Origin of the sequence: Nocardia flavorosea NBRC 108225, assembly GCF_001613385.1 — a bacterium.
In the GTDB taxonomy this organism is placed as follows: domain Bacteria; phylum Actinomycetota; class Actinomycetes; order Mycobacteriales; family Mycobacteriaceae; genus Nocardia; species Nocardia flavorosea.
This window is the reverse complement of the sequence record NZ_BDCG01000002.1, coordinates 92,655-110,186: the sequence shown is the minus strand read 5'-3', so window position 1 is coordinate 110,186 and position 17,532 is coordinate 92,655. Positions and strand designations below refer to the sequence as shown.

Here is a 17,532-nt window from a genome sequence, read left to right as displayed (position 1 = left end):
CCACAACCCCAGGAGGACCCCGTGACCGGGATCGATGCGCCGCCCCATCCCTTCGATACCGCGGTCGCCACCGAGTACCTCGGCGGGCACCGTATCGCCGGCCGGACCTGCCCCGACTACGCGAACATGGTCGGCCCGTTCGGCGGTGTCACCGCAGCGGCGCTGCTCCGCGCGATCGAAGGGCACCCCGACCGGATGGGTGACCCGCTGGCACTGACGGTGAACTACGCCGGCCCCATCGCCGACGGCGAATTCGAGATCAGCGCCCGCCCGGTCCGCACCAACCGCACGAATCAGCACTGGCAGCTCGAGCTTGCCCAGAACGGGGCGGTCACCACCACCGCGACCGCCGTGTTCGGCATCCGCCGCGATACCTGGTCGGATCTGGAACTCACCATGCCGTCGGTACCCGGCCCCGACCAGGCCGAACCGCAGGAGTTCCCGGAATTCATCGCCTGGGGCCGCAACTATGACCTGCGTTTCGTCACCGGCGCCGTTCCCGAGCCTGTCCCGTCCGAAGCGCAGCCGGGAAACCCGGATTCGGTGAGCACCCTCTGGCTGCGCGATCGGCCGACCCGCCCGCTCGATTTCGCCTCGCTCACAGCGATGTCGGATGCGTTCTACCCGCGGGTTTTCCTGCGCCGCGGCCAGTACCTCCCCGCCGGAACGATCTCACTCACCGTCTACTACCACGCGTCCGCCGCCGAACTGGCTGCCCAAGGCACCGAACACCTGCTGGGCAGCGCCCGTGCCCACCGCTTCGCGCACGGCCATTTCGATCAGAACGCCCATCTCTGGGGTCGCGCCGGCACGCTGCTGGCCACCAGCCACCAGCTCGTCTACTTCAAAGGCTGATGCCCCGTTGCGCGGGCTGAACCGCTGCGGTTCAACCCGCCGCGGTGTCGGTGACGGGAGTGATCGGCAATCGCAGTGCGCCCGGCGCAGATTCCGGCACCACCGGGGCAATCGGTGCCACCGGCGCAATCCGGCGATACCCGTCGCCTTGCGCGGGCCGGGTGTCCTGCTCGCCCTTGTTCGGCCAGTACGCGGCGGCCCGTTCGGCCTGTGCGGTAATGGTCAGCGACGGGTTCACGCCCAGGTTCGCCGAGACCGCCGCGCCGTCGACCACACTCAGTGTCGGATAACCGAAAACCCGGTGGTAGGCATCGATCACCCCGGTCTCCCGGTCTGCGCCGATGGCGGCTCCGCCGAGGAAATGCGCGGTGAGCGGGATATTGAACACCTCGCCCCAGGTGCCGCCCGCGGTTCCGCCGATCTGTTCGGCCACCCGCCGGGTCGCCTCGTTACCGGCGGGAATCCACGTCGGGTTGGGTTGTCCATGTCCTTGCCGGCTGGTCAGTTTCCGCCCGAACAGGCCACGCTTGGTGTAGGTGGTGATCGAGTTGTCCAGATGCTGCATCACCAGCGAGATGATCGTGCGTTCACTCCAGTTGCGGACGCTGAGGAAACTGATCAGCAGCAGCGGGTGCCGCAGCGCAGTCCCGAGGAACCGCAGCCACCGTGGGATACGGCCGCCGCCGTCGACCATCAATGTCTGCAACAGCCCCATCGCATTCGAACCCTTCCCGTAGCGCACGGGTTCGATATGGGTGTCGGGGGTCGGGTGGATCGACGAGGTGATCGCGACGCCCCGCGTGAAATCCTGGCCGGGCGCGAGTTTCTTGGTGGCGGCGCCGACGATGGATTCGGAGTTGGTGCGAGTCAGCAGGCCGAGCCGGTCGGAGATTCCGGGCAGGATCCGGCGATCACGCATATCGTGCAGCAGCCGCTGGGTGCCCAGGGTGCCGGCGGCCACCACGACCTGCCGCGCGGTGTAGGTGGTGCGCTGTGTGCGAATCCACGCGCCGGTGCGTTTCGCCGCGACGATCCAGCTCCCGTCGGCCTGCGGCCGCAATTCGGTGACCGTGGTCATCGGTACCACCTGTGCCCCCGCCTGTTCGGCGAGATACAGATAGTTCTTGACCAGAGTGTTCTTCGCGCCGTACTTGCAGCCGACCATACAGTCGCCGCATTCGATACAGCCCGTGCGGGCGGGGCCGACGCCACCGAAGTAGGGGTCGTCTACTGTTTCACCCGGTTCGCCGAAGAACACCCCGACCGGTGTCTGCACGAAGGTGTCACCGACGCCCATATCCTCGGCGACCTTACGGAACACCTCGTCCGCCGGGGTGATATGCGGGTTCTGCACCACGCCCAGCATGCGTTTCGCCTGCTCGTAGTACGGCGTGAGCTCGGCGCGCCAATCGGTGATATCGCGCCACTGCGCGTCCTGGAAAAACGGCTCCGGCGGAACATAGAGCGTGTTGGCGTAGTTCAGGGAGCCGCCCCCGACCCCGGCGCCACCGAGGATGAGCACGTTGCGTAGCGGATGGATGCGTTGGATTCCGTAGCAGCCCAGCTTCGGCGCCCACAGGAATTTGCGCAGGTCCCAGCTGGTTTTCGGCAGCTCGTCGTCGGGATAACGGCGGCCCGCCTCGAGTACGCCGACGCTGTAGCCCTTTTCCACGAGTCGCAGCGCGGTGACACTGCCACCGAAGCCGGACCCGACGACGAGTACATCGAAATCCGTGGTCGCCTCGGACATGGATTACTCCTTGCTTCGGAAGGTCAGCAGTGACTGGCGGTAACATTAACACAGTGACTGGGGAGCGCTGATCACTTTTGTTGACACTGCTCTCCGAAGTCGTCAGGCTGTGCGGGTGACCACCCCTCGTGCCCGGGCTCGCGCCCAGACCATGTCGGATATTCTGCGCATCGCGCGCGAACATCTTGCCACCGGCGGCGCCTCGGCCCTGTCGTTGCGCGCCGTGGCCCGCGATCTCGGAGTGGTCTCCTCGGCGGTATATCGCTACGTCCGCAGCCGCGACGAACTGCTGACCCTGCTCGTGGTCGACGGCTACGCCGCCCTCGGCGACGCCGTCGACGCCGCCCTCGCCGACGCCGGCGACGACCCCGTCGAACGTCTGCGGATCACCGCGCGCGCCGTGCGTGCCTGGGCACTGGCCGAACCGGCGTGGTACGGGCTGCTGTTCGGTACCCCGGTCCCCGGCTACACCGCCCCGGCCGACCGCACCGTCATCCCGGGAACACGGGTGATCCTCACACTGGTGCGGATCATCGCGGAGGCCCACGCCCGGCAGCTGCTGACCCGCCCGGCCGTGGACCCGCCCGTCCCGAGCGCCCTGTCCCGCGACTTCACCCGGATCCGGGACGAGTTCGGCATGGATCTACCCGACTGGGCACTCGCCCGCGCGCTCACCGTCTGGTGCACCCTGTTCGGGGCGGTGAGTTTCGACGTCTTCGATATGTACGGCGGCGATACCTTCACCGATCGGGGTCAGGTGTTCGACCTCCATATCGCGGCGCTGGAATCGCTGCTCGGCGCCTGAACCGCCTATGTCTTCTCGGCGGCGCCGGCATCCTCGACCGGCACCGGATCTTCGGAAACCTCCACGTCTCCGCCGGACCCGGCGACCTTCACATCGACCTGTTCGCTGATATACCGGATGACCACGGCCACCACGGCCACCACCGGGACCGCCAGGAACGCCCCGGTGATCCCGTACAGCGTGCCGCCCCCGGTGACGGCCAGCAGCACGACGACCGCATGCAGTTTCATGGTCCGGCTCTGCAGTACCGGCTGCAACACATTGCCCTCGAGCTGCTGCACCGCGATGATGATCACCAGCACGATCAACGCCGTGGTGAATCCGTTGCCCACCAGTGCCACGAGCACCGCGAGCGCGCCCGCGACGAACGCGCCGACCATCGGGATGAATCCGCCGAGGAAGGTCAGCGCGGTCAGCACACCCCACAGCGGCACCCCGAGAATCACCAGCCCGAGCCCGATGAAGAAGGCGTCGATAAAACTGACCAGTGCCTGCGTGCGGATGAACCCACCGAGTACCTGCCACACCCGTACCAGCACTTCCTCGAAATGCCGCCCGCTGCGACCGCCGAGGAACTTGTGCAGCCACGGCAGGAATTTGGGCCCGTCCTTGATGAAGAAGAACGTCAGGACCAGGACGAGGAAGATGGTGACCAGTACCGAGGTCGCGGTGCTGACCCCGGTGAACACCCCGGAGGCGATCTGCTCGGCACTGGACTGCACCCGCTCGACCACCGCGTCGACCGCCGAATCCAGCTGTTCATCGCGGATGTTCAGCGGCGGCCCCTGTAGCCAGTCCCGGACGGTGTTGATACCGCCGGTGGCCTTGTCGGAGAGTTCGGGCATCTGATCGACCACCGACGGCACGATCAACGCGATGCCGCCCGCGAGCACCCCGATGAACCCCACCAGAGTCAGCGATGCCGCGGCCGCCGGTGGCAGCCCGATCCGCATCAGCAGCCCGGTCGGCGGCCACAGTACGGTGGCGATCACGACCGCCAGCAGCACCGGCAACAGCACCACCCACAGTTTCGCGGCCAGGAACCCGAGCACCCAGGCCCCGGCCGCGATCGCCACGATGCACAACGCCCATTTCGCCAGCCACAGCACTCCGGAACCGATCACGTCCCCCCGTTCCAGCCGGGTAGCGGTGGACGCGCCGGTGCTGTCGTCGCGGATTTCTTTCTCCCCGTTCACCCGGCCAGTCTCGCACGACCGGCCGGTCCGGGCAGTGCACGACCTCGACGGCGCGGTGGATACCGGATCAGCGCGGTACGGTCACCTGATCGGCACAACTGGACAATCCGTCCACGATCGAGCAGGCCGCCGGAGCCCGGGTCGGCCGGTAGTCGCCGGGCACACCACCACGTCGGGTGATCGCGGTGTAGGCAGCGACCGCATCGGTGGGGCGGCGAGTGAGTGCGGGATCGCCGAGAACGTCGACGGTGTAGAGCCCGAACCGTGGAGTGTAGGAACCCCATTCGTAGTTGTCGGTGAGGCTCCAGTAGTTGTACCCCATGAGGTTCATCCCGTCGGCGGCCGCGCGTTGCAGCCAGTAGACGGTGTCGCGGAGCAGATCCGCCCGGGTGTAACCGTCGGCGCGGGCTCTGCCGTTCTCGGTCGGCATACCGTTCTCGACAATGTAGAGCGGTGTGCCGGGGAACCGCCGCGCGTAATGATCGAGCGCGTAGTAGATGCCCTCGGCCTGCAGCGACAGCGTCCAAAGTTTCCCGGGATCCGGGAACTGGGTGAGCACGCTGTGCGGTGAGAACCCGTAGTAGTAGTCGATCCCGATGTAGTCGAGCCGCCCGCCGATCCGGTCCACGAACGCGCCGTTGATCACCTCTTCGGCGGCCGGAATATAGGCGACATTGCTGCTGACCATCGCCCCCGGCTGCACACGATGGATATGGTCGTAGGCGGCGTCGTGCGCGAGAGCCATCCGCTCCTGCATCACCGGAATATCGCCGGCGCCGATACCGCCGTACCGTACCTCGTTCATCAGATAGGCCGCGGGTTCGTTGAACGTTATCCACAGTGGGTCCGTCGCCGCATACCGGTCGACGACGGTCCTGGCGTTGGCCAGCCAGTCGTCTACCATGCCCGCGCGCCGCCAGCCGCCGCGCTCGGCCTGCCAGCCCGGATACACCCAGTGGTCGAGGGTGAGCATCGGCCGCATACCCGCCTCGCGGATAGCGCCGACGACCTCGTCGTAGAACCGGAACCCGGCCTCGTCCCATTCGCCCGGCCGCGGTTGCACCCGGGCCCATTCGATCCCGATGCGATACACCCGCACACCCAATCGCCCAGCCAGCGCGATATCGGAACGGAATCGCGAGTAGAATTCGACAGAATCGTGGTAGGGGTCCTCGGTCTTCCCGGCAGCGATATAACGGGTCCAGTTGCTGTCCGGTGCATGCCCCTCGGACTGGAATCCCGACGACGCGACGCCCCACAGGAATTCCGGTCCCAGTGGTGCGACCTCCAGTGGGGGAGCGGGGCGCGCGGCCACCGGTCCAGTACCCAGTGTGAGGGCTCCGGCGGCCAGTGCGCCCGTAGTCAGAAAACGGCGACGGTTCCACGGCCCCATCGAATCGGCCTCCTTCTCTGTACCCGGCCCGGTGCTGGTTCCGACGCCACAGCCTAACGGCCGGAGTCGATCTGATCCGGTGTTCCGCCGACAAGACCGGAAGAGTCGATAAACCCAGATACGCAGATATGCGCATCACACCATGTATTCTCCTTGGTCGATCACTCGTTCGAAACCCTCACGCTCGGAACCGACACCGAGACAGCAGAGTGATCAATCGTCACGAAACCCGATCTCAGGCGCCGGAAAACAGGAGGCGCAGCGCCGGTTCCCACCGCTCGGTGTACTGCTGAAAGCAGCGCCCCAGCAGTTCCCGCATGATCGCCGGGGCGGTGGATGCCCCTGGTGAAGCCCCGAGCAGGCCGGCAATCGTGCCGTCCGCCGCGGTGACCAGTTCGGTACCGAAGGTCAGAACCCCGACCTTGCGCGGATCCGGTTTGACGAGCTGAGCGCGCTGCCCCGCCTGTATCGGATACCAGTCCGCCGGATCCGCCTCGGGATAGAAGCGCCGCAGCTGCGCGAACTTGCGGCCTCGAGTGGCGAGTAGCTGTCCCACCAGATACCGGACCAGCCCCGTGTTCTGCAGGCCCGCAGCGAGCAGAACGGGCAGATTCGCCCAGCGCAAGGTCGCGAAAAGGTCGGTCGGGCGACCGTATGTGAGCAACCGGGTACTGAAGGTGGCGTAGGGCCCGAACAGCAGCGCTTCGTGACCTTCCACGATGCGTTTATCCAGATGGGGCACCGACATCGGGGGAGCGCCGAGGGCTGCCCGGCCGTACACCTTGGCACCGTGACGGTCGACGACGGCGGGGCGGTCGGTGCGCAGGAACTGGGCGCCGAACGGGAAAACGGCATAGCCGCGCACCTCCGGGAGACGGGCCTTCTGCAGCAGCCGCAGCGTCTGCCCGCCGGCGCCGACGAACACGAACCGCGCTCGGATCACTCGGCGCGCCCCGGTGTTCCGGTTGCGCACCAGCAGTCGCCACACACCGCCGGCGTCCCGCCGCAAGCCGGTCACCTCGTGGCCGAGCAGCACCTGCGCTCCGTTTCCGGTCGCGACCTCGGTCAGCGACCTGGTCAAGGCGCCGAAATCGATATCTGTGCCGGCTCGGTGCCGCGTGGCGGCCAGAGGTTCGCCCGCCCGGCGCCCGGCCATGATCAGCGGCGCCCATCCGGCGATGGTGGCCGGGTCCTCGCTGTATTCCATTCCGGAGAACAGCGGCAGCGACCGCAGCGTTTCGTACCGCCGCCGCAGATAGGCGATATCGCGCTCGCCGAAAGCGACGGTCATATGCGGCGTCGGGTTGAGGAACGAGGCCGGGCGGGGGAGAGATCCGTCGCCCAGCAGAGCCTCCCAGAATTGCCGTGAGACCTGGAACAGCCGACCGATATTCGCGGCTTTCTCCGAGTCGGCGGGGTCGGGCATATAGTTCGGTTCGCAGAGCCCGGAATGGCCGGTGCCGGCGTTGTTCCAGGGCCCCGAACTCTCCCGGGCGAGTTCGTCGAGGCGTTCGATCAGCACCGTCGACCGATCTGGTAGCAGTTTCGCCAGCATCGCGCCGAGTGTCGCGGACATGATACCGCCGCCGATCAAGGCCACATCGAGCACATCTTCTGTTGCTTCCACTGTTCGGCGGGTACCGGCTGATCTGCGGAATTTCATGATGCTGCCTCCTGGAGAACTGGTGCAGACATCGTCGCGCCGGCGGAAGTAATCCGTCTACGGCCAATATTGCTCGAATATGATCCATATATGGATGAAACGTTCGCACCCCCGGTGGAGGAGCTGGTTCCGCTGCTGGCCGCGTTCGCCACCGCTGCCGATGAGGGCCATATCACCCGGGCCGCACAGCGGTTGGGTGTTCCGCAGTCCTCCCTGAGCCGGCGGCTGAAAGCGGTCGAGCGGTCGGTCGGTGTGCCGCTTTTCCAGCCGCTGGGCCGCGGTATCGCACTCACCGCCGCGGGTCGCGAACTTTTCGATCGCACCCGGGATCTGGTCGGTGCCCTGGACGACGCGGTTACGGTGGTGCGCAGCCACGCCGATGCCGACAGCGGCCTGGTCCGCTTCGGGTTCCCACTCACCCTCGGCCCGGTGAGCATCCCGTCGCTGCTGGCGGATTTCCACGGCAGCGCACCACGGATCCGGCTACATCTCGTCCAAGCCCACGGTGAGGCCTTGGCGGAGATGATCCGCGACGGCCGCCTGGACCTTGCGGTGATGATCCCCGCTCCCACAGATCTGCCCGCGATCACCCTGGGACACCAGCGGATCCACCTCTACGTAGGCCGCGATCATCGTCTGGCCGGGCAGGGCACCGCCGAACTCTGCGACCTCGCCGCGGAATCGTTCATCGCGAACCCACCGACTTACCACCTGCGGCACCTACTCGATACGCTGTGTGCCGCGGCAGGATTCACCCCGAAGGTGGTGTTCGAGATCACCGAATTCGACACCCTGCGCGCGCTCGTAGCCCGGAATCTCGGCATCGCGTTACTGCCCGAACCCGAAACGCCGCACCCGGATCTGCACCGCATCGCGCTGAGCATCCCGGTCCAGCGAAGTGTCGGGCTGGTGTCCGGACACCACCGCCCCACCCCGGCCGTGGCCCGCCTCCGTGATTTCGTCGCCCGCCATGCATATTCGACGGTTGCAGCTGCGTCGACCGGGCCATCGACGTGATCCGGTCGTGCAACCGCGAGGCGGACAATACCGCCTTCCGCAGGCGGGGTTGTCCGGACCCCGCGCAGTTCCGGGCCGACCCCGGTAGCGGTCGACTCCGTGCGACACCGAAGGCCGGAAAGCTTGGCTCGATGTCACCGAAGCGCAGTCTGCGAGCGTTGGGGGACAGGGGTAGGTGGATCTCTATCCGGGTGCCTGGAATCCGCCGATCTTCTGCTCGAGGTGTTCGGCCAGCCGTAGTGGTGTGCGGTCTTCGAACATCGGCCCGATGAGCTGTACTCCCACCGGTAGCCCCTCAGAAGACCGGCCCGTGGGTATGGCGGTGGCGGGCAGCCCGGGCATAGTGGCGACACCGGCCCAGATGAGCTGGTCGTAGTACGGGTACGCGACGCCGTCGATATCGATGTGCCGGTTCTCCAGGCCTTCGTGGTGGTCGTGCGGGAACGCGGGGGTCGGGGTGATGGGGCACACCACGGCATCGAACTCGGTGAACAGTTGCCGCCAGGCGTGGCGGTGGAGTTCGCGGCGGTTGTTCGCGTCGACCCAGTCCCGGTGGCGCAGCACCATGCCCCGGAGGCGTGCCGCATCGAGGCTCCGGTCGTCCGCGCTCAGGGCGGCGGCGTGGGTCTGTAGCCGGTCGTACACGTCGGTGGGAAGGCTTGCGGCCGAGTTCGACATCATCAGCAGCATGTAGAGCATCGCCGCTTCAGCCGGATCGGGTAGCAGCCGACTGTGTCGTTCGACGCGGGCGCCTTCGTCGATGAGCGCCTCGGCGACCCGGTGCACGCCCGCCCGCACCGCCGATCCTGTCGGAATGAGCGGATGATCCTCGATGATCAGGACCCGGAAATCCGACAGCCGCTCGTGCCGCGCGGGCGGCAGTGCGATGTCGTAGGCGATGCCGTGTGTGAGCGGGTCCGGTCCGGCCATCACGTCGAGCAGCAGCGTGAGGTCGCGGGCGGTGCGCGCCATCGGGCCGGCGACGGCGAGGTCGAGATCGATCGGCAGGGCGGGCGCGGGCGGTGCGACCATGCCGCGGGTCGGCACCAGTCCGAGGGTCGGCTTGTGCGCGTAGATACCGCAGAAATGCGCGGGGGTGCGTAGTGAACCGGCGAGGTCGGAGCCGATGGACAGCGCACCGAATCCGGCCGCCAGCGCCGCGGCCGAACCGCCGGACGATCCACCCGATGTGCGGTCGTGGTCCCACGGGTTGCTGGTGGTGCCGTAGATCTCGTTGAAGCTCTGGATATCACGCAGCATCACCGGCACATTGGTCTTTCCGAGTACCACCGCGCCGGCTGCCTTCAACCGCGATACCTGTAGTGCGTCCTCGGCCGGCATATAGTCCCGCTGTGCGGGCATGCCCCAGGTCGTGGGCAGTCCGGCGATGTGGTAGCTCTCCTTGACCGTCACCGGAATACCGAGCAACGGCCGCTCCTCGCCGCGGGCGCGTGCCCGGTCTGCATTGTGCGCCGCGGCGCGTGCACGTTCGAAGTCCCGTACACAGATCGCGTTGATCATCTTGTCGTCGCGCTCGATACGCGCGATCGCCTCGTCGGTCAGTTCCTCCGATGTCACCGCCCCGGCACGTAAGGCTGCCGCGAGTTCTTCGGCCGGCTGCATAGTCCACTCCATGAATCCGACGCTATTGGCCTGCCGCGGGGGCCATAAAACAGCGCTTCGCACAACGGGAAAGCCGCCCGCACCAGCTGCATCGGTGAAGTGACGCACTCGCCGTGGCATCCGGAACGACCGACTGCAGGTCACAGGGCCGGCGGTGGGCCGGCTGCCTCAGTGCAGGGCATGAAATGCCCACTTTTGCACAACAGGACAGATGTCTCAATTCTCTCTGAACTCTTCCCTGACCATGGCGCCGCGCGGTGGGACCGATGGTGGCAGGCGGGGTAGGGGAGTAGAACCCGCGCGGGAGAGCAATGGACAGCCTCAGCTGAGGCGCAACTTCAGACCCTGTAGATCAGGCTTTCCGGAACGACAGTGACCGGTGGAGCCCTCGAAAGAACAAGAACCGAAGCTGATATAGAGCGCTACGCGGATATGCGCATCTATACATGATTACTCCTTCCTTACGTCTCACCAACAAAGTCAACTCACTCCAACACAGCGAGGCGGAGGGGGTTCCTACCTCACTCGGAGTCAGTACCGGCAGCGGTCATCTCGGCGACTCGTTCGACGATGTTCGGGTACCGCATCGTATGGGCGCCACCGTTGAGGTCGATCGCCGCGCCGGTCATCCAACCGGCGTCGCCGGAGGTGAGGAATGTGATCGTGCGGGCGACGTCTTCCGGTGTGCCGGCGCGCCCCAGCGGTGTGTTCTCGATGTATTCGTCGACCAGTCCCGGCACGAGCGTCGCACCGTAGGTGAGAGGTGTGTGGACGAACCCGGGGTTGACCGCGTTCACGCGGATGCCGCGGGGTGCGAGTTCCATGGCGGCGACCTCGGTGAGCATGAGGACTCCGGCCTTGGCCGAGCAGTATGCGCCCATCCCCACGCCCGGTTGCCGGCCGTTGAGCGAGGCGACGAGCACGATGGATCCCCCGTCTCGCACTGTGTGAGCGGCATTTTTGACGGTGAGGAAGGCTCCGGTGAGGCAGACGTCGACGGTGGCTTTCCAGTCGGCGAGGGCGAGGTCGGCGATCGTTCCGGGGCGGGAGATTCCGGCGCAGTCGACGACGGTTCCGATCGGTCCGTGTTCGGCGGCGACGGTGTCGAAGAGGGTGCGCATCGCTTGTTCGTCGGTGACGTCGACCTGGTGCCCGGTCGCGTTTCCGCCGAGTTCGGTGGCCCGGGTACCGGCCGCGACGCCGTCGAGGTCGGCGATGATCACGGTATCGCCGCGAGCGGCGAGGAGTTGGGCGGTGGCCCAGCCGATTCCGGAGGCGCCGCCGATGATGATCGCGATCTGCCGGGGTGTGCTCATGGCGGTTCCTCCGTGTCGATGCCGGGTCGGGCGCCCCGCGCCGGTGGTCGGACATATATCTATACAGCTGTCTAGCAGCTCGTCCGGGGTTTGGCTAGCATGCAGCCATGTCCACAGGTGAACTTCGCACGGTGCATGTCGGTGATTTCGATTTCGAGGTGCGGGTCCACCCGGGTGAGCCGGTACACGGCGCGGACGTGCTGCTCCTGCACGGGTTTCCGCAGAGTGCGGCGTCCTGGGATTTCGTTTCCGAACACCTGAGCTCCCGCGGAATCCGCTCCTATGCGCCGGAACAGCGCGGCTATTCGCCCGGAGCCCGTCCCGCGGATATCGCGTCCTACCGTCTTTCCGAACTCCGCGCCGATATCGTCGGCCTCTGCGATGCGCTGGGCGTGCGGCGAGTTCACCTGGTCGGCCACGATTGGGGCGCGATCGTGGCCTGGGATGTGGCGGCCCGGCATCCGGAGCGGGTGGTTTCGCTGACCGCGGTGTCGGTGCCGCATCCGGCGGCATTCGCCCGGGCCCGCGAGACCGATCCGGTGCAGGCCGAAAAATCCGGGTACATGACCTTTTTCCAGCAACCGGACGCGCCCGAAGATCTGCTGCTGGCGAATGATTGCGCGGGTTTGCGTGCCGGTTTCGGGGATCAGGTTCCGGCGGTGCAGGCGGCACAGCATATTGCCCGGCTCCGGGAACCGGGGGCGATGACGGCGGCGCTGAACTGGTATCGCGCGGCGGGTGATTCCTGGAGTACGGTTCCCGCGGTGGGTGTTCCGACAACTTTCGTGTGGAGTGACGCCGATCTGGCTGTGGCGCGGTCCGGTGTGGACGCGACAGCAGGGTATGTGGATGCGGAATACCGCTTGGAGGTGCTGGAGGGTGTGGGCCACTGGATCCCCGAGGAAGCACCTGATGCGCTCTCCAGAATAATCCTCGACCGCATCGGCTGCTCGTGGTAATCCTGCGGTCGCTGCGCCGGGACGGTGAATTCTGCCATGCTCGGCTATATGCCCGGCCGGTAGACGTCGACCGAGACACGCGGCAATTATCAAAAGCGCAATTGTGAGCTGCGTCGTTTATCCGTACCGGAATCCACTGCTGGTTCACCGGGCCGGCGTACGGGGCGGGGCCCGGTGATTCCACCGGGCCCCGCGAAGGCATACAGGGCTGCTGCCCTGCGGTTGCCCGGTATGCACTACATCTGCCGTACCTGCTGGCGCATCTGGTGCATCTGCAGTTCCCACTGCATTGCGCGATCCTGGGCCCGGGTGGACTGTTCCTCGGCCTGCTGGGCGAGGTAGGCGGCCTGGTCGGCCTGGTCCTGCGCCGACTGGCAGCGCTGGTTGGCCTGGTTGGCGTCGGCCTGGGCCTGCTGGGCCTGGCTCTGCGACCGGTCGGCTTCGCTCTGCGCCTGCTGTGCTTGGTTCTGTGCCTGCTGCGCCTGCTGGCGGGCCTGCTGGGCCTGCTGCGCGGCCTGGTTGGCCTGGCTCTGCGCGATCTGGGATTGGTGCTGTACCTGCCGGGCCTGCTGTTGCACCTGGCGGGCGAGGTTCTGCGCCTGCTGGGCGTACTGCCGTGCACTCTGGGATTCCTGCCGGATTTCGTCCAGGCCCATGCGCAGCATTTCCAGGCTCTGGACTTGCTGACCACTGCCGTTGCTGGTGCTGGTGCGGGTGGCGGCGGTACTGGTGTCTTGCGCCATCTGAGCATCCTTCCAAAGAGGGGTTTTTGAAACGGACTGACTCGTGGAGCGCTCAATATCCTCGCACAGCAGCGCCCGGTGGCAACCCTGCGATTCCATCCCGAACACACTGCATACCCGCTGGTGGCGCGCCTGCTCGCGGTTATCGGACGTGACGGTGCCACCAGGGCGGCGGATATGCGCACCCCCGTCGCGGGGCGATGCCCGATCGAGACCACACCGACATGATCTGTGCGTACTTCAGCGTCGGATGAGGCCGAGGTCGGTGGCTGCGGCGACGGCGGGCGCCAGTGTGGTCCGGCCGGCTGCCGCGGTGCGGACGGCGGCGGCGAGGTCTTCGGGTGGGGCGTCTTTGAGGAGGTATCCGGTGGCGCCGGCTTCGATGGCGGGCAGGGTGTCGGCGTCGGCGGCAGCTCGCGGTTTCCGCTGACCTGGACACCACAATTGCGGCTTCTCTGCGAAGCGGACGAATCTCGTGGTTGCCGATCCCGGCGGCCTGCGGGTGACGGTGGATTCGGCAGAGGGGACGGTGGCCGCCCATGTCGCCCCGGTATATCCGGACGCCGTAGACGGCATCGCCCCCGGTCGTACGCTCTGTGGCCGATGGTGTATCGAAACCGCGCTGTGTGGCCGCCCGGTATCTTGGAGGGAGTGCTTCTCGGGGGTGAGGGTATGGATACAGGGGGGATGCGTCGTTGCGTCCCTGGTCTTTCCGCTGGATCTCGGCGTCACGTGGTCGGGCGGTATCGGTTGCGGCGGGTCGTGAGGACGGTGTGTGCGTTGCCGTCTGCGGTGGTGACCGCGGCGTTCCTGGCGTTACTGGGGGCCGCGGCCGGGTTGCCGTGGGCGCTGATTCCGGTGGCGTGGCTGTTTTGCTGTGGGGCGTACTTCTATCTGGCGGTGGACCCGGCCACTTCTCCGGCGGTAATGGGCTATCGTCGGCCCACTGAAGCCGAGCAGCGGGTGCTGGGCCCCGCCTGGGATGAGGTCTGCTACCGGGCAAGAGCCGACAGTTCGCTTATCACGCTGTGGGTGCGTGATTCGTCCGCTGTGAATGCGATGTACGGACCGGCACCGGATATTGCCGTCACCTCTGCGGCGTTGGAAGCGCTGAAACCTGACCAATTGCAGGCGGTCTTGGCGCATGAGTACGGCCACGCTGTGCTCGGGCTCCGCTGGGCGGAGCGTTTCGTTTTATTGTGCGGTAAGCCGGTTTCGTTCGTCCTCGGTGTTCTGTTCGGTGTTGTCCGCTTCGTGGCCGATCCGATTCAGCGATTCTCTCGCCCGATGGCGGTGACTGTTACTTGGATCTGGTTCGTAGTAGTGGGGATTGCAGTTCCGGTGAGTCCGGCCCTGGTTCTGGGGTTCGCCTGGGCGGTGACGGCGGCGGTACTGTGCTATTTCCAAGGGCTGGTTGTGGCGTGGATTCGGGTGCTGGACGAGTTGCGCTGCGACCGGATGGCTGTCGATCTGCGGTACGGGCGGGAACTGCGCAAGGCACTCGAACTGCTGGCGCGTTCCGGCCGCACGGGTTTTCCCTCCGAGCGCGGCGGGGATTGGGTCACGTTTACAGAACTGCGTATCTATCACATCCTGCGCCGGATGGACGAGTTGCGGCGTATGGGACGCCCCGACTGCTGATGCCGTCGGGTCAGAGTCCGAGTTTGGTGACGGCGTTGTCGGCAAGGGGGTCGGCGGTTCGGATATAGCGGTGGACGGTGCGGGGGTTGCTCCAGCGGCCTTGGCGCATGATTTCGCGGTCGGCGGCGCCGCCGAGGGCGGCTTGGGTGGCGAAGCCGGCGCGCAGGGAGTGGCCGGAGAAGAGGGTGGGGTCGAGTCCGGCGCGGGCGGCGTAGCGTTTGACGATTTCGGCGACCGCGCGGCCGGAGAGGGCGGTGGCGCCGATTCCGCCGTGGCGGTTGACGGCGGGGAACAGGGGTTGTGCGGGGGTGAGGCGGGGGTCGGGGTGGTAGCTGTGGCAGCGGTGGATATGGGGCTCGCCGATGGGGTTTTCGTCGATCCAGGTGTGGACGCCGCGGGGGTTTTCGGTGTGGGCGGCGAGTAGGCGTAGCCAGTCGGCGCAGGCGCAGATGGGGCAGGTGTGTGCTTGGCTGCCGCGGGGCAGGGCGACGTGTTGTTCGGTGATGCCGGTGGGGTCGGTTTTGGTGGTGGGCAGGTGGATGAGTAGGAGGGGTTCGCCGGTGGTGTGGTCGGTGCCGAAGTGGATATCGGCGATGCGGAGGGCGGCGAGTTCGCTGCGGCGGAGTGCACCGGCGAAGCCGAGGAGTAGGAGCAGGGTGTCGCGGCGGCGGGCGGGTTCGCCGGGCCGGCCGGGTTCGGGGAGGCCGGTGAGGAGTTCACCGAGGGTGTGCAGCAGGATCGGGCGTTTGCGGGTGGGCCGGGTGCGGCGGGTGCGGCGGATTCCGCGGAGGGTGAGGCGGACGACGTCGCTGCGGGTGGGTGCGGGTAGTCCGTTGGCGGCGTGGACGGCGGCGATGGCGGCAGATTTTCGTTCGAGGGTTGCGGGGCTGTAGGCGTGGCGGCCGTTGGCGGTGCGGGCGTCGGCGGCGGCGGCGAGGTAGACGGCGACGTCGAGGGGGTCGGCGGGGAGGGCGGTGCGGTTTTCGCGGGTGCACCAGGCGGCCCAGGCGATCCAGTCGGTGCGGTAGGCGCGCAATGTGTTGGGGGATTGGGAGGCGGTGAGGTAGCGGCCGAGCGCGGTGGCTTGTTCGGTGTCGAAACGTTCGCGGACGTTACGTAGTGCGGCGGTGTCGACGAGGACGCTGGTGACGCCGCGGCGGAGTTCGGTCCGCACGGTGTCGGGTAGGTCGACGGCTGTTTCGGTCACGGTTCTCCTCGTCGGTAATTGCGTCACGCAATACGTTGCATTTGACCTAACGTAACGAAACGTATTGATCGGAAACGAATCTCCCGCAACTGTACCCTTCTAACCGCCGATAATGTTCACTTATCGGCGGTTAGAAGGGTACATGTTTCCATCGGGCCGCTGATGCCCACTCAGAATTTCGTTTCGTGTTATACCGTTGGTTTCGACGAAACAAACGCTACGATTCTTGGGTGCCGACCACCTGCAACTACCCCGGCTGCACTCAGCCGATCCCACGCCCCTCCGGCCCCGGCCGCCCCTCGGAATACTGCGACCGCCCGGAGCACACCCGATGGCGCGCCTGGCGCGAAAGGCAGCGGCTACAACAGGAAACCGAACCCCAGCCCGATTCCGTCACAGTGACACAAACCGGCCCCGTCACTGCCGCCCGGCTACGCGCCGACGAACTGCTCACCCAATTCCGCAACCTGGCCGAACAACTCGGTACCACCCTCAACGCCGCAGTCACCGAAATGTCGACACTGGCCGACCCCTCGGCAGCCGAAGCGCAAGTCCAGGCCGTACAGGCCGACGCCGCGCGCCGTATCGCCGAAGCCGAAATGGCCGCGGCCGCTGCCGAACAGGCACGCCGCGATGCCCAGCAGGCACGGATCCACGCGGAAGAAGCAGCCGAGGACGCGGCAGCCACCGCAGATACCGCCGAAGCCCGCATCGCGGAAGCCCAGTCACAGACCGCGGCCGCCGAAGCCACCCGCGACGACGCGCTACGCGAAGTGGAGGCCGTCACCACTCGCGCCGCGGACGACGTTTTCGCGGCCCGCTGCGCGGCAGAAGAAGATATCCGGGCCGCGCGAAACGAGGCCGCCGCGGAGGTAGAGCGGATTCGGTCCGAATGCGCCGCGGAAATCGACCGTGCCCGCCGCGCCGCCGACGCCGATATCGAACGCGCGGACCGGGAGAACACCCAGAAGGTGAAGGCTGCCACCGCCGACCGGGATCTGGCCCTTCAGCGGGCCGCCGATACCGAGCGCGCCCTGGAACGGGCCGAACGGGCGGCCACCGAACGTGAAGAAGCAGCCCGGGAAGCGCGCACCGAATTGCAGCGGTTGCGCGGCGAATACGACACCGTCCGGCAGGATCTCGCCGATGTCCGTCGCGCCGCGGCCGCGGACCTGGCCGCTGCCCGCGCCGAGGCCGCAGCCGCCGTCGAACAGGTGCGCACTGAGACCGCGCAGCGTATCGAGGCACTCGATCAGGCGCGGACGCAAACCCTGGCGCGTGCGGAACGTGCGGAGCAGCAGCTGGACACTCTGCTATCCGATCGGGCGGCGCCGCACACCGAACCGGATCCTGTGTAAAGGCGC

The 17,532-nt window shown here is 66.8% G+C and carries 14 protein-coding genes and 1 pseudogene; 6 read left to right on the top strand and 9 right to left on the bottom strand.

The features are described 5' to 3' along the window. Positions 1 to 21: 21 nt before the first annotated feature. The gene (locus NFL01S_RS01080) at positions 22 to 855 is read left to right on the top strand and encodes an acyl-CoA thioesterase (protein ID WP_062970532.1); all 834 of its coding nucleotides are present in this window, start codon (positions 22 to 24) and stop codon (positions 853 to 855) included. Positions 856 to 886: 31 nt separating this feature from the next. Here the strand turns inward: NFL01S_RS01080 and NFL01S_RS01075 are convergent, their stop codons facing one another. Next, a complete protein-coding gene (locus tag NFL01S_RS01075) occupies positions 887 to 2,605 on the bottom strand; it encodes a GMC family oxidoreductase N-terminal domain-containing protein (protein ID WP_062970530.1) in 1,719 nt (572 codons plus the stop codon). A gap of 151 nt (positions 2,606 to 2,756) precedes the next feature. Between NFL01S_RS01075 and NFL01S_RS01070 the strand changes: the two genes are divergently transcribed. Further along, positions 2,757 to 3,410 (top strand): TetR/AcrR family transcriptional regulator, encoded by a 654-nt coding sequence (locus NFL01S_RS01070; protein ID WP_062971244.1) that lies wholly within the window; start codon positions 2,757 to 2,759, stop codon positions 3,408 to 3,410. Positions 3,411 to 3,415: 5 nt separating this feature from the next. Here NFL01S_RS01070 and NFL01S_RS01065 read toward each other — a convergent pair whose 3' ends face one another. The 3 genes from NFL01S_RS01065 to mqo all read right to left on the bottom strand — a co-directional run bounded on the left by NFL01S_RS01065 (position 3,416) and on the right by mqo (position 7,626). Then, on the bottom strand, positions 3,416 to 4,606 hold the full coding sequence (locus NFL01S_RS01065) for an AI-2E family transporter (protein ID WP_245670466.1): 1,191 nt from the start codon (positions 4,604 to 4,606) through the stop codon (positions 3,416 to 3,418). 67 nt (positions 4,607 to 4,673) lie between these two features. Continuing rightward, positions 4,674 to 5,999 carry a family 1 glycosylhydrolase gene (locus NFL01S_RS01060; protein WP_062970528.1) on the bottom strand — a complete coding sequence of 442 codons (1,326 nt, stop codon included), beginning with the start codon at positions 5,997 to 5,999 and terminating at the stop codon, positions 4,674 to 4,676. A 235-nt stretch (positions 6,000 to 6,234) separates the two neighbouring features. Further along, positions 6,235 to 7,626 carry a malate dehydrogenase (quinone) gene (gene mqo / locus NFL01S_RS01055; RefSeq protein WP_371851745.1) on the bottom strand — a complete coding sequence of 464 codons (1,392 nt, stop codon included), beginning with the start codon at positions 7,624 to 7,626 and terminating at the stop codon, positions 6,235 to 6,237. Between the two features lie 126 nt (positions 7,627 to 7,752). Between mqo and NFL01S_RS01050 the strand changes: the two genes are divergently transcribed. After that, a complete protein-coding gene (locus tag NFL01S_RS01050) occupies positions 7,753 to 8,679 on the top strand; it encodes a LysR family transcriptional regulator (protein WP_062970524.1) in 927 nt (308 codons plus the stop codon). A gap of 183 nt (positions 8,680 to 8,862) precedes the next feature. Here NFL01S_RS01050 and NFL01S_RS01045 read toward each other — a convergent pair whose 3' ends face one another. Beyond that, the gene (locus NFL01S_RS01045; protein WP_062970522.1) at positions 8,863 to 10,314 is read right to left on the bottom strand and encodes an amidase; all 1,452 of its coding nucleotides are present in this window, start codon (positions 10,312 to 10,314) and stop codon (positions 8,863 to 8,865) included. A gap of 509 nt (positions 10,315 to 10,823) precedes the next feature. Further along, complete coding sequence (locus NFL01S_RS01040; RefSeq protein WP_174555622.1) at positions 10,824 to 11,618, bottom strand: SDR family NAD(P)-dependent oxidoreductase; 795 nt, start codon at positions 11,616 to 11,618, stop codon at positions 10,824 to 10,826. Between the two features lie 107 nt (positions 11,619 to 11,725). Here NFL01S_RS01040 and NFL01S_RS01035 point away from each other — a divergent pair, with 107 nt between their 5' ends. Beyond that, a complete protein-coding gene (locus tag NFL01S_RS01035; RefSeq protein ID WP_062970520.1) occupies positions 11,726 to 12,577 on the top strand; it encodes an alpha/beta fold hydrolase in 852 nt (283 codons plus the stop codon). A 236-nt stretch (positions 12,578 to 12,813) separates the two neighbouring features. Here NFL01S_RS01035 and NFL01S_RS01030 read toward each other — a convergent pair whose 3' ends face one another. Both NFL01S_RS01030 and NFL01S_RS34050 read right to left on the bottom strand, forming a co-directional pair. After that, entirely contained in the window at positions 12,814 to 13,320 is a 507-nt protein-coding gene (locus tag NFL01S_RS01030) for a hypothetical protein (protein ID WP_157116113.1), read from the bottom strand. A 273-nt stretch (positions 13,321 to 13,593) separates the two neighbouring features. Continuing rightward, a pseudogene (locus tag NFL01S_RS34050) lies at positions 13,594 to 13,725 on the bottom strand (DNA-binding response regulator); the annotation flags it as partial. A gap of 375 nt (positions 13,726 to 14,100) precedes the next feature. On the opposite strand from NFL01S_RS34050, the gene NFL01S_RS01020 reads away from it, so the two are divergent. Then, positions 14,101 to 14,961, top strand: a complete 861-nt coding sequence (locus tag NFL01S_RS01020; RefSeq protein WP_168433856.1) for a M48 family metalloprotease — start codon at positions 14,101 to 14,103, stop codon at positions 14,959 to 14,961. Positions 14,962 to 14,971: 10 nt separating this feature from the next. Here the strand turns inward: NFL01S_RS01020 and NFL01S_RS37270 are convergent, their stop codons facing one another. Next, positions 14,972 to 16,168 carry a tyrosine-type recombinase/integrase gene (locus NFL01S_RS37270; protein WP_062970513.1) on the bottom strand — a complete coding sequence of 399 codons (1,197 nt, stop codon included), beginning with the start codon at positions 16,166 to 16,168 and terminating at the stop codon, positions 14,972 to 14,974. A gap of 230 nt (positions 16,169 to 16,398) precedes the next feature. Between NFL01S_RS37270 and NFL01S_RS01010 the strand changes: the two genes are divergently transcribed. Next, a complete protein-coding gene (locus tag NFL01S_RS01010) occupies positions 16,399 to 17,526 on the top strand; it encodes a hypothetical protein (protein WP_063915782.1) in 1,128 nt (375 codons plus the stop codon). Positions 17,527 to 17,532: the final 6 nt, after the last annotated feature.

What these genes read in the sequence shown, in the direction of transcription:
- NFL01S_RS01075 (WP_062970530.1), bottom strand. Translation starts at nt 2,605, where the DNA reads ATGTCCGAGGCGACCACGGATTTCGATGTACTCGTCGTCGGGTCCGGC.
- NFL01S_RS01070 (WP_062971244.1), top strand. Translation starts at nt 2,757, where the DNA reads ATGTCGGATATTCTGCGCATCGCGCGCGAACATCTTGCCACCGGCGGC.
- NFL01S_RS01060 (WP_062970528.1), bottom strand. Translation starts at nt 5,999, where the DNA reads ATGGGGCCGTGGAACCGTCGCCGTTTTCTGACTACGGGCGCACTGGCC.
- NFL01S_RS01050 (WP_062970524.1), top strand. Translation starts at nt 7,753, where the DNA reads ATGGATGAAACGTTCGCACCCCCGGTGGAGGAGCTGGTTCCGCTGCTG.
- NFL01S_RS01045 (WP_062970522.1), bottom strand. Translation starts at nt 10,314, where the DNA reads ATGGAGTGGACTATGCAGCCGGCCGAAGAACTCGCGGCAGCCTTACGT.
- NFL01S_RS01040 (WP_174555622.1), bottom strand. Translation starts at nt 11,618, where the DNA reads ATGAGCACACCCCGGCAGATCGCGATCATCATCGGCGGCGCCTCCGGA.
- NFL01S_RS01035 (WP_062970520.1), top strand. Translation starts at nt 11,726, where the DNA reads ATGTCCACAGGTGAACTTCGCACGGTGCATGTCGGTGATTTCGATTTC.
- NFL01S_RS01030 (WP_157116113.1), bottom strand. Translation starts at nt 13,320, where the DNA reads ATGGCGCAAGACACCAGTACCGCCGCCACCCGCACCAGCACCAGCAAC.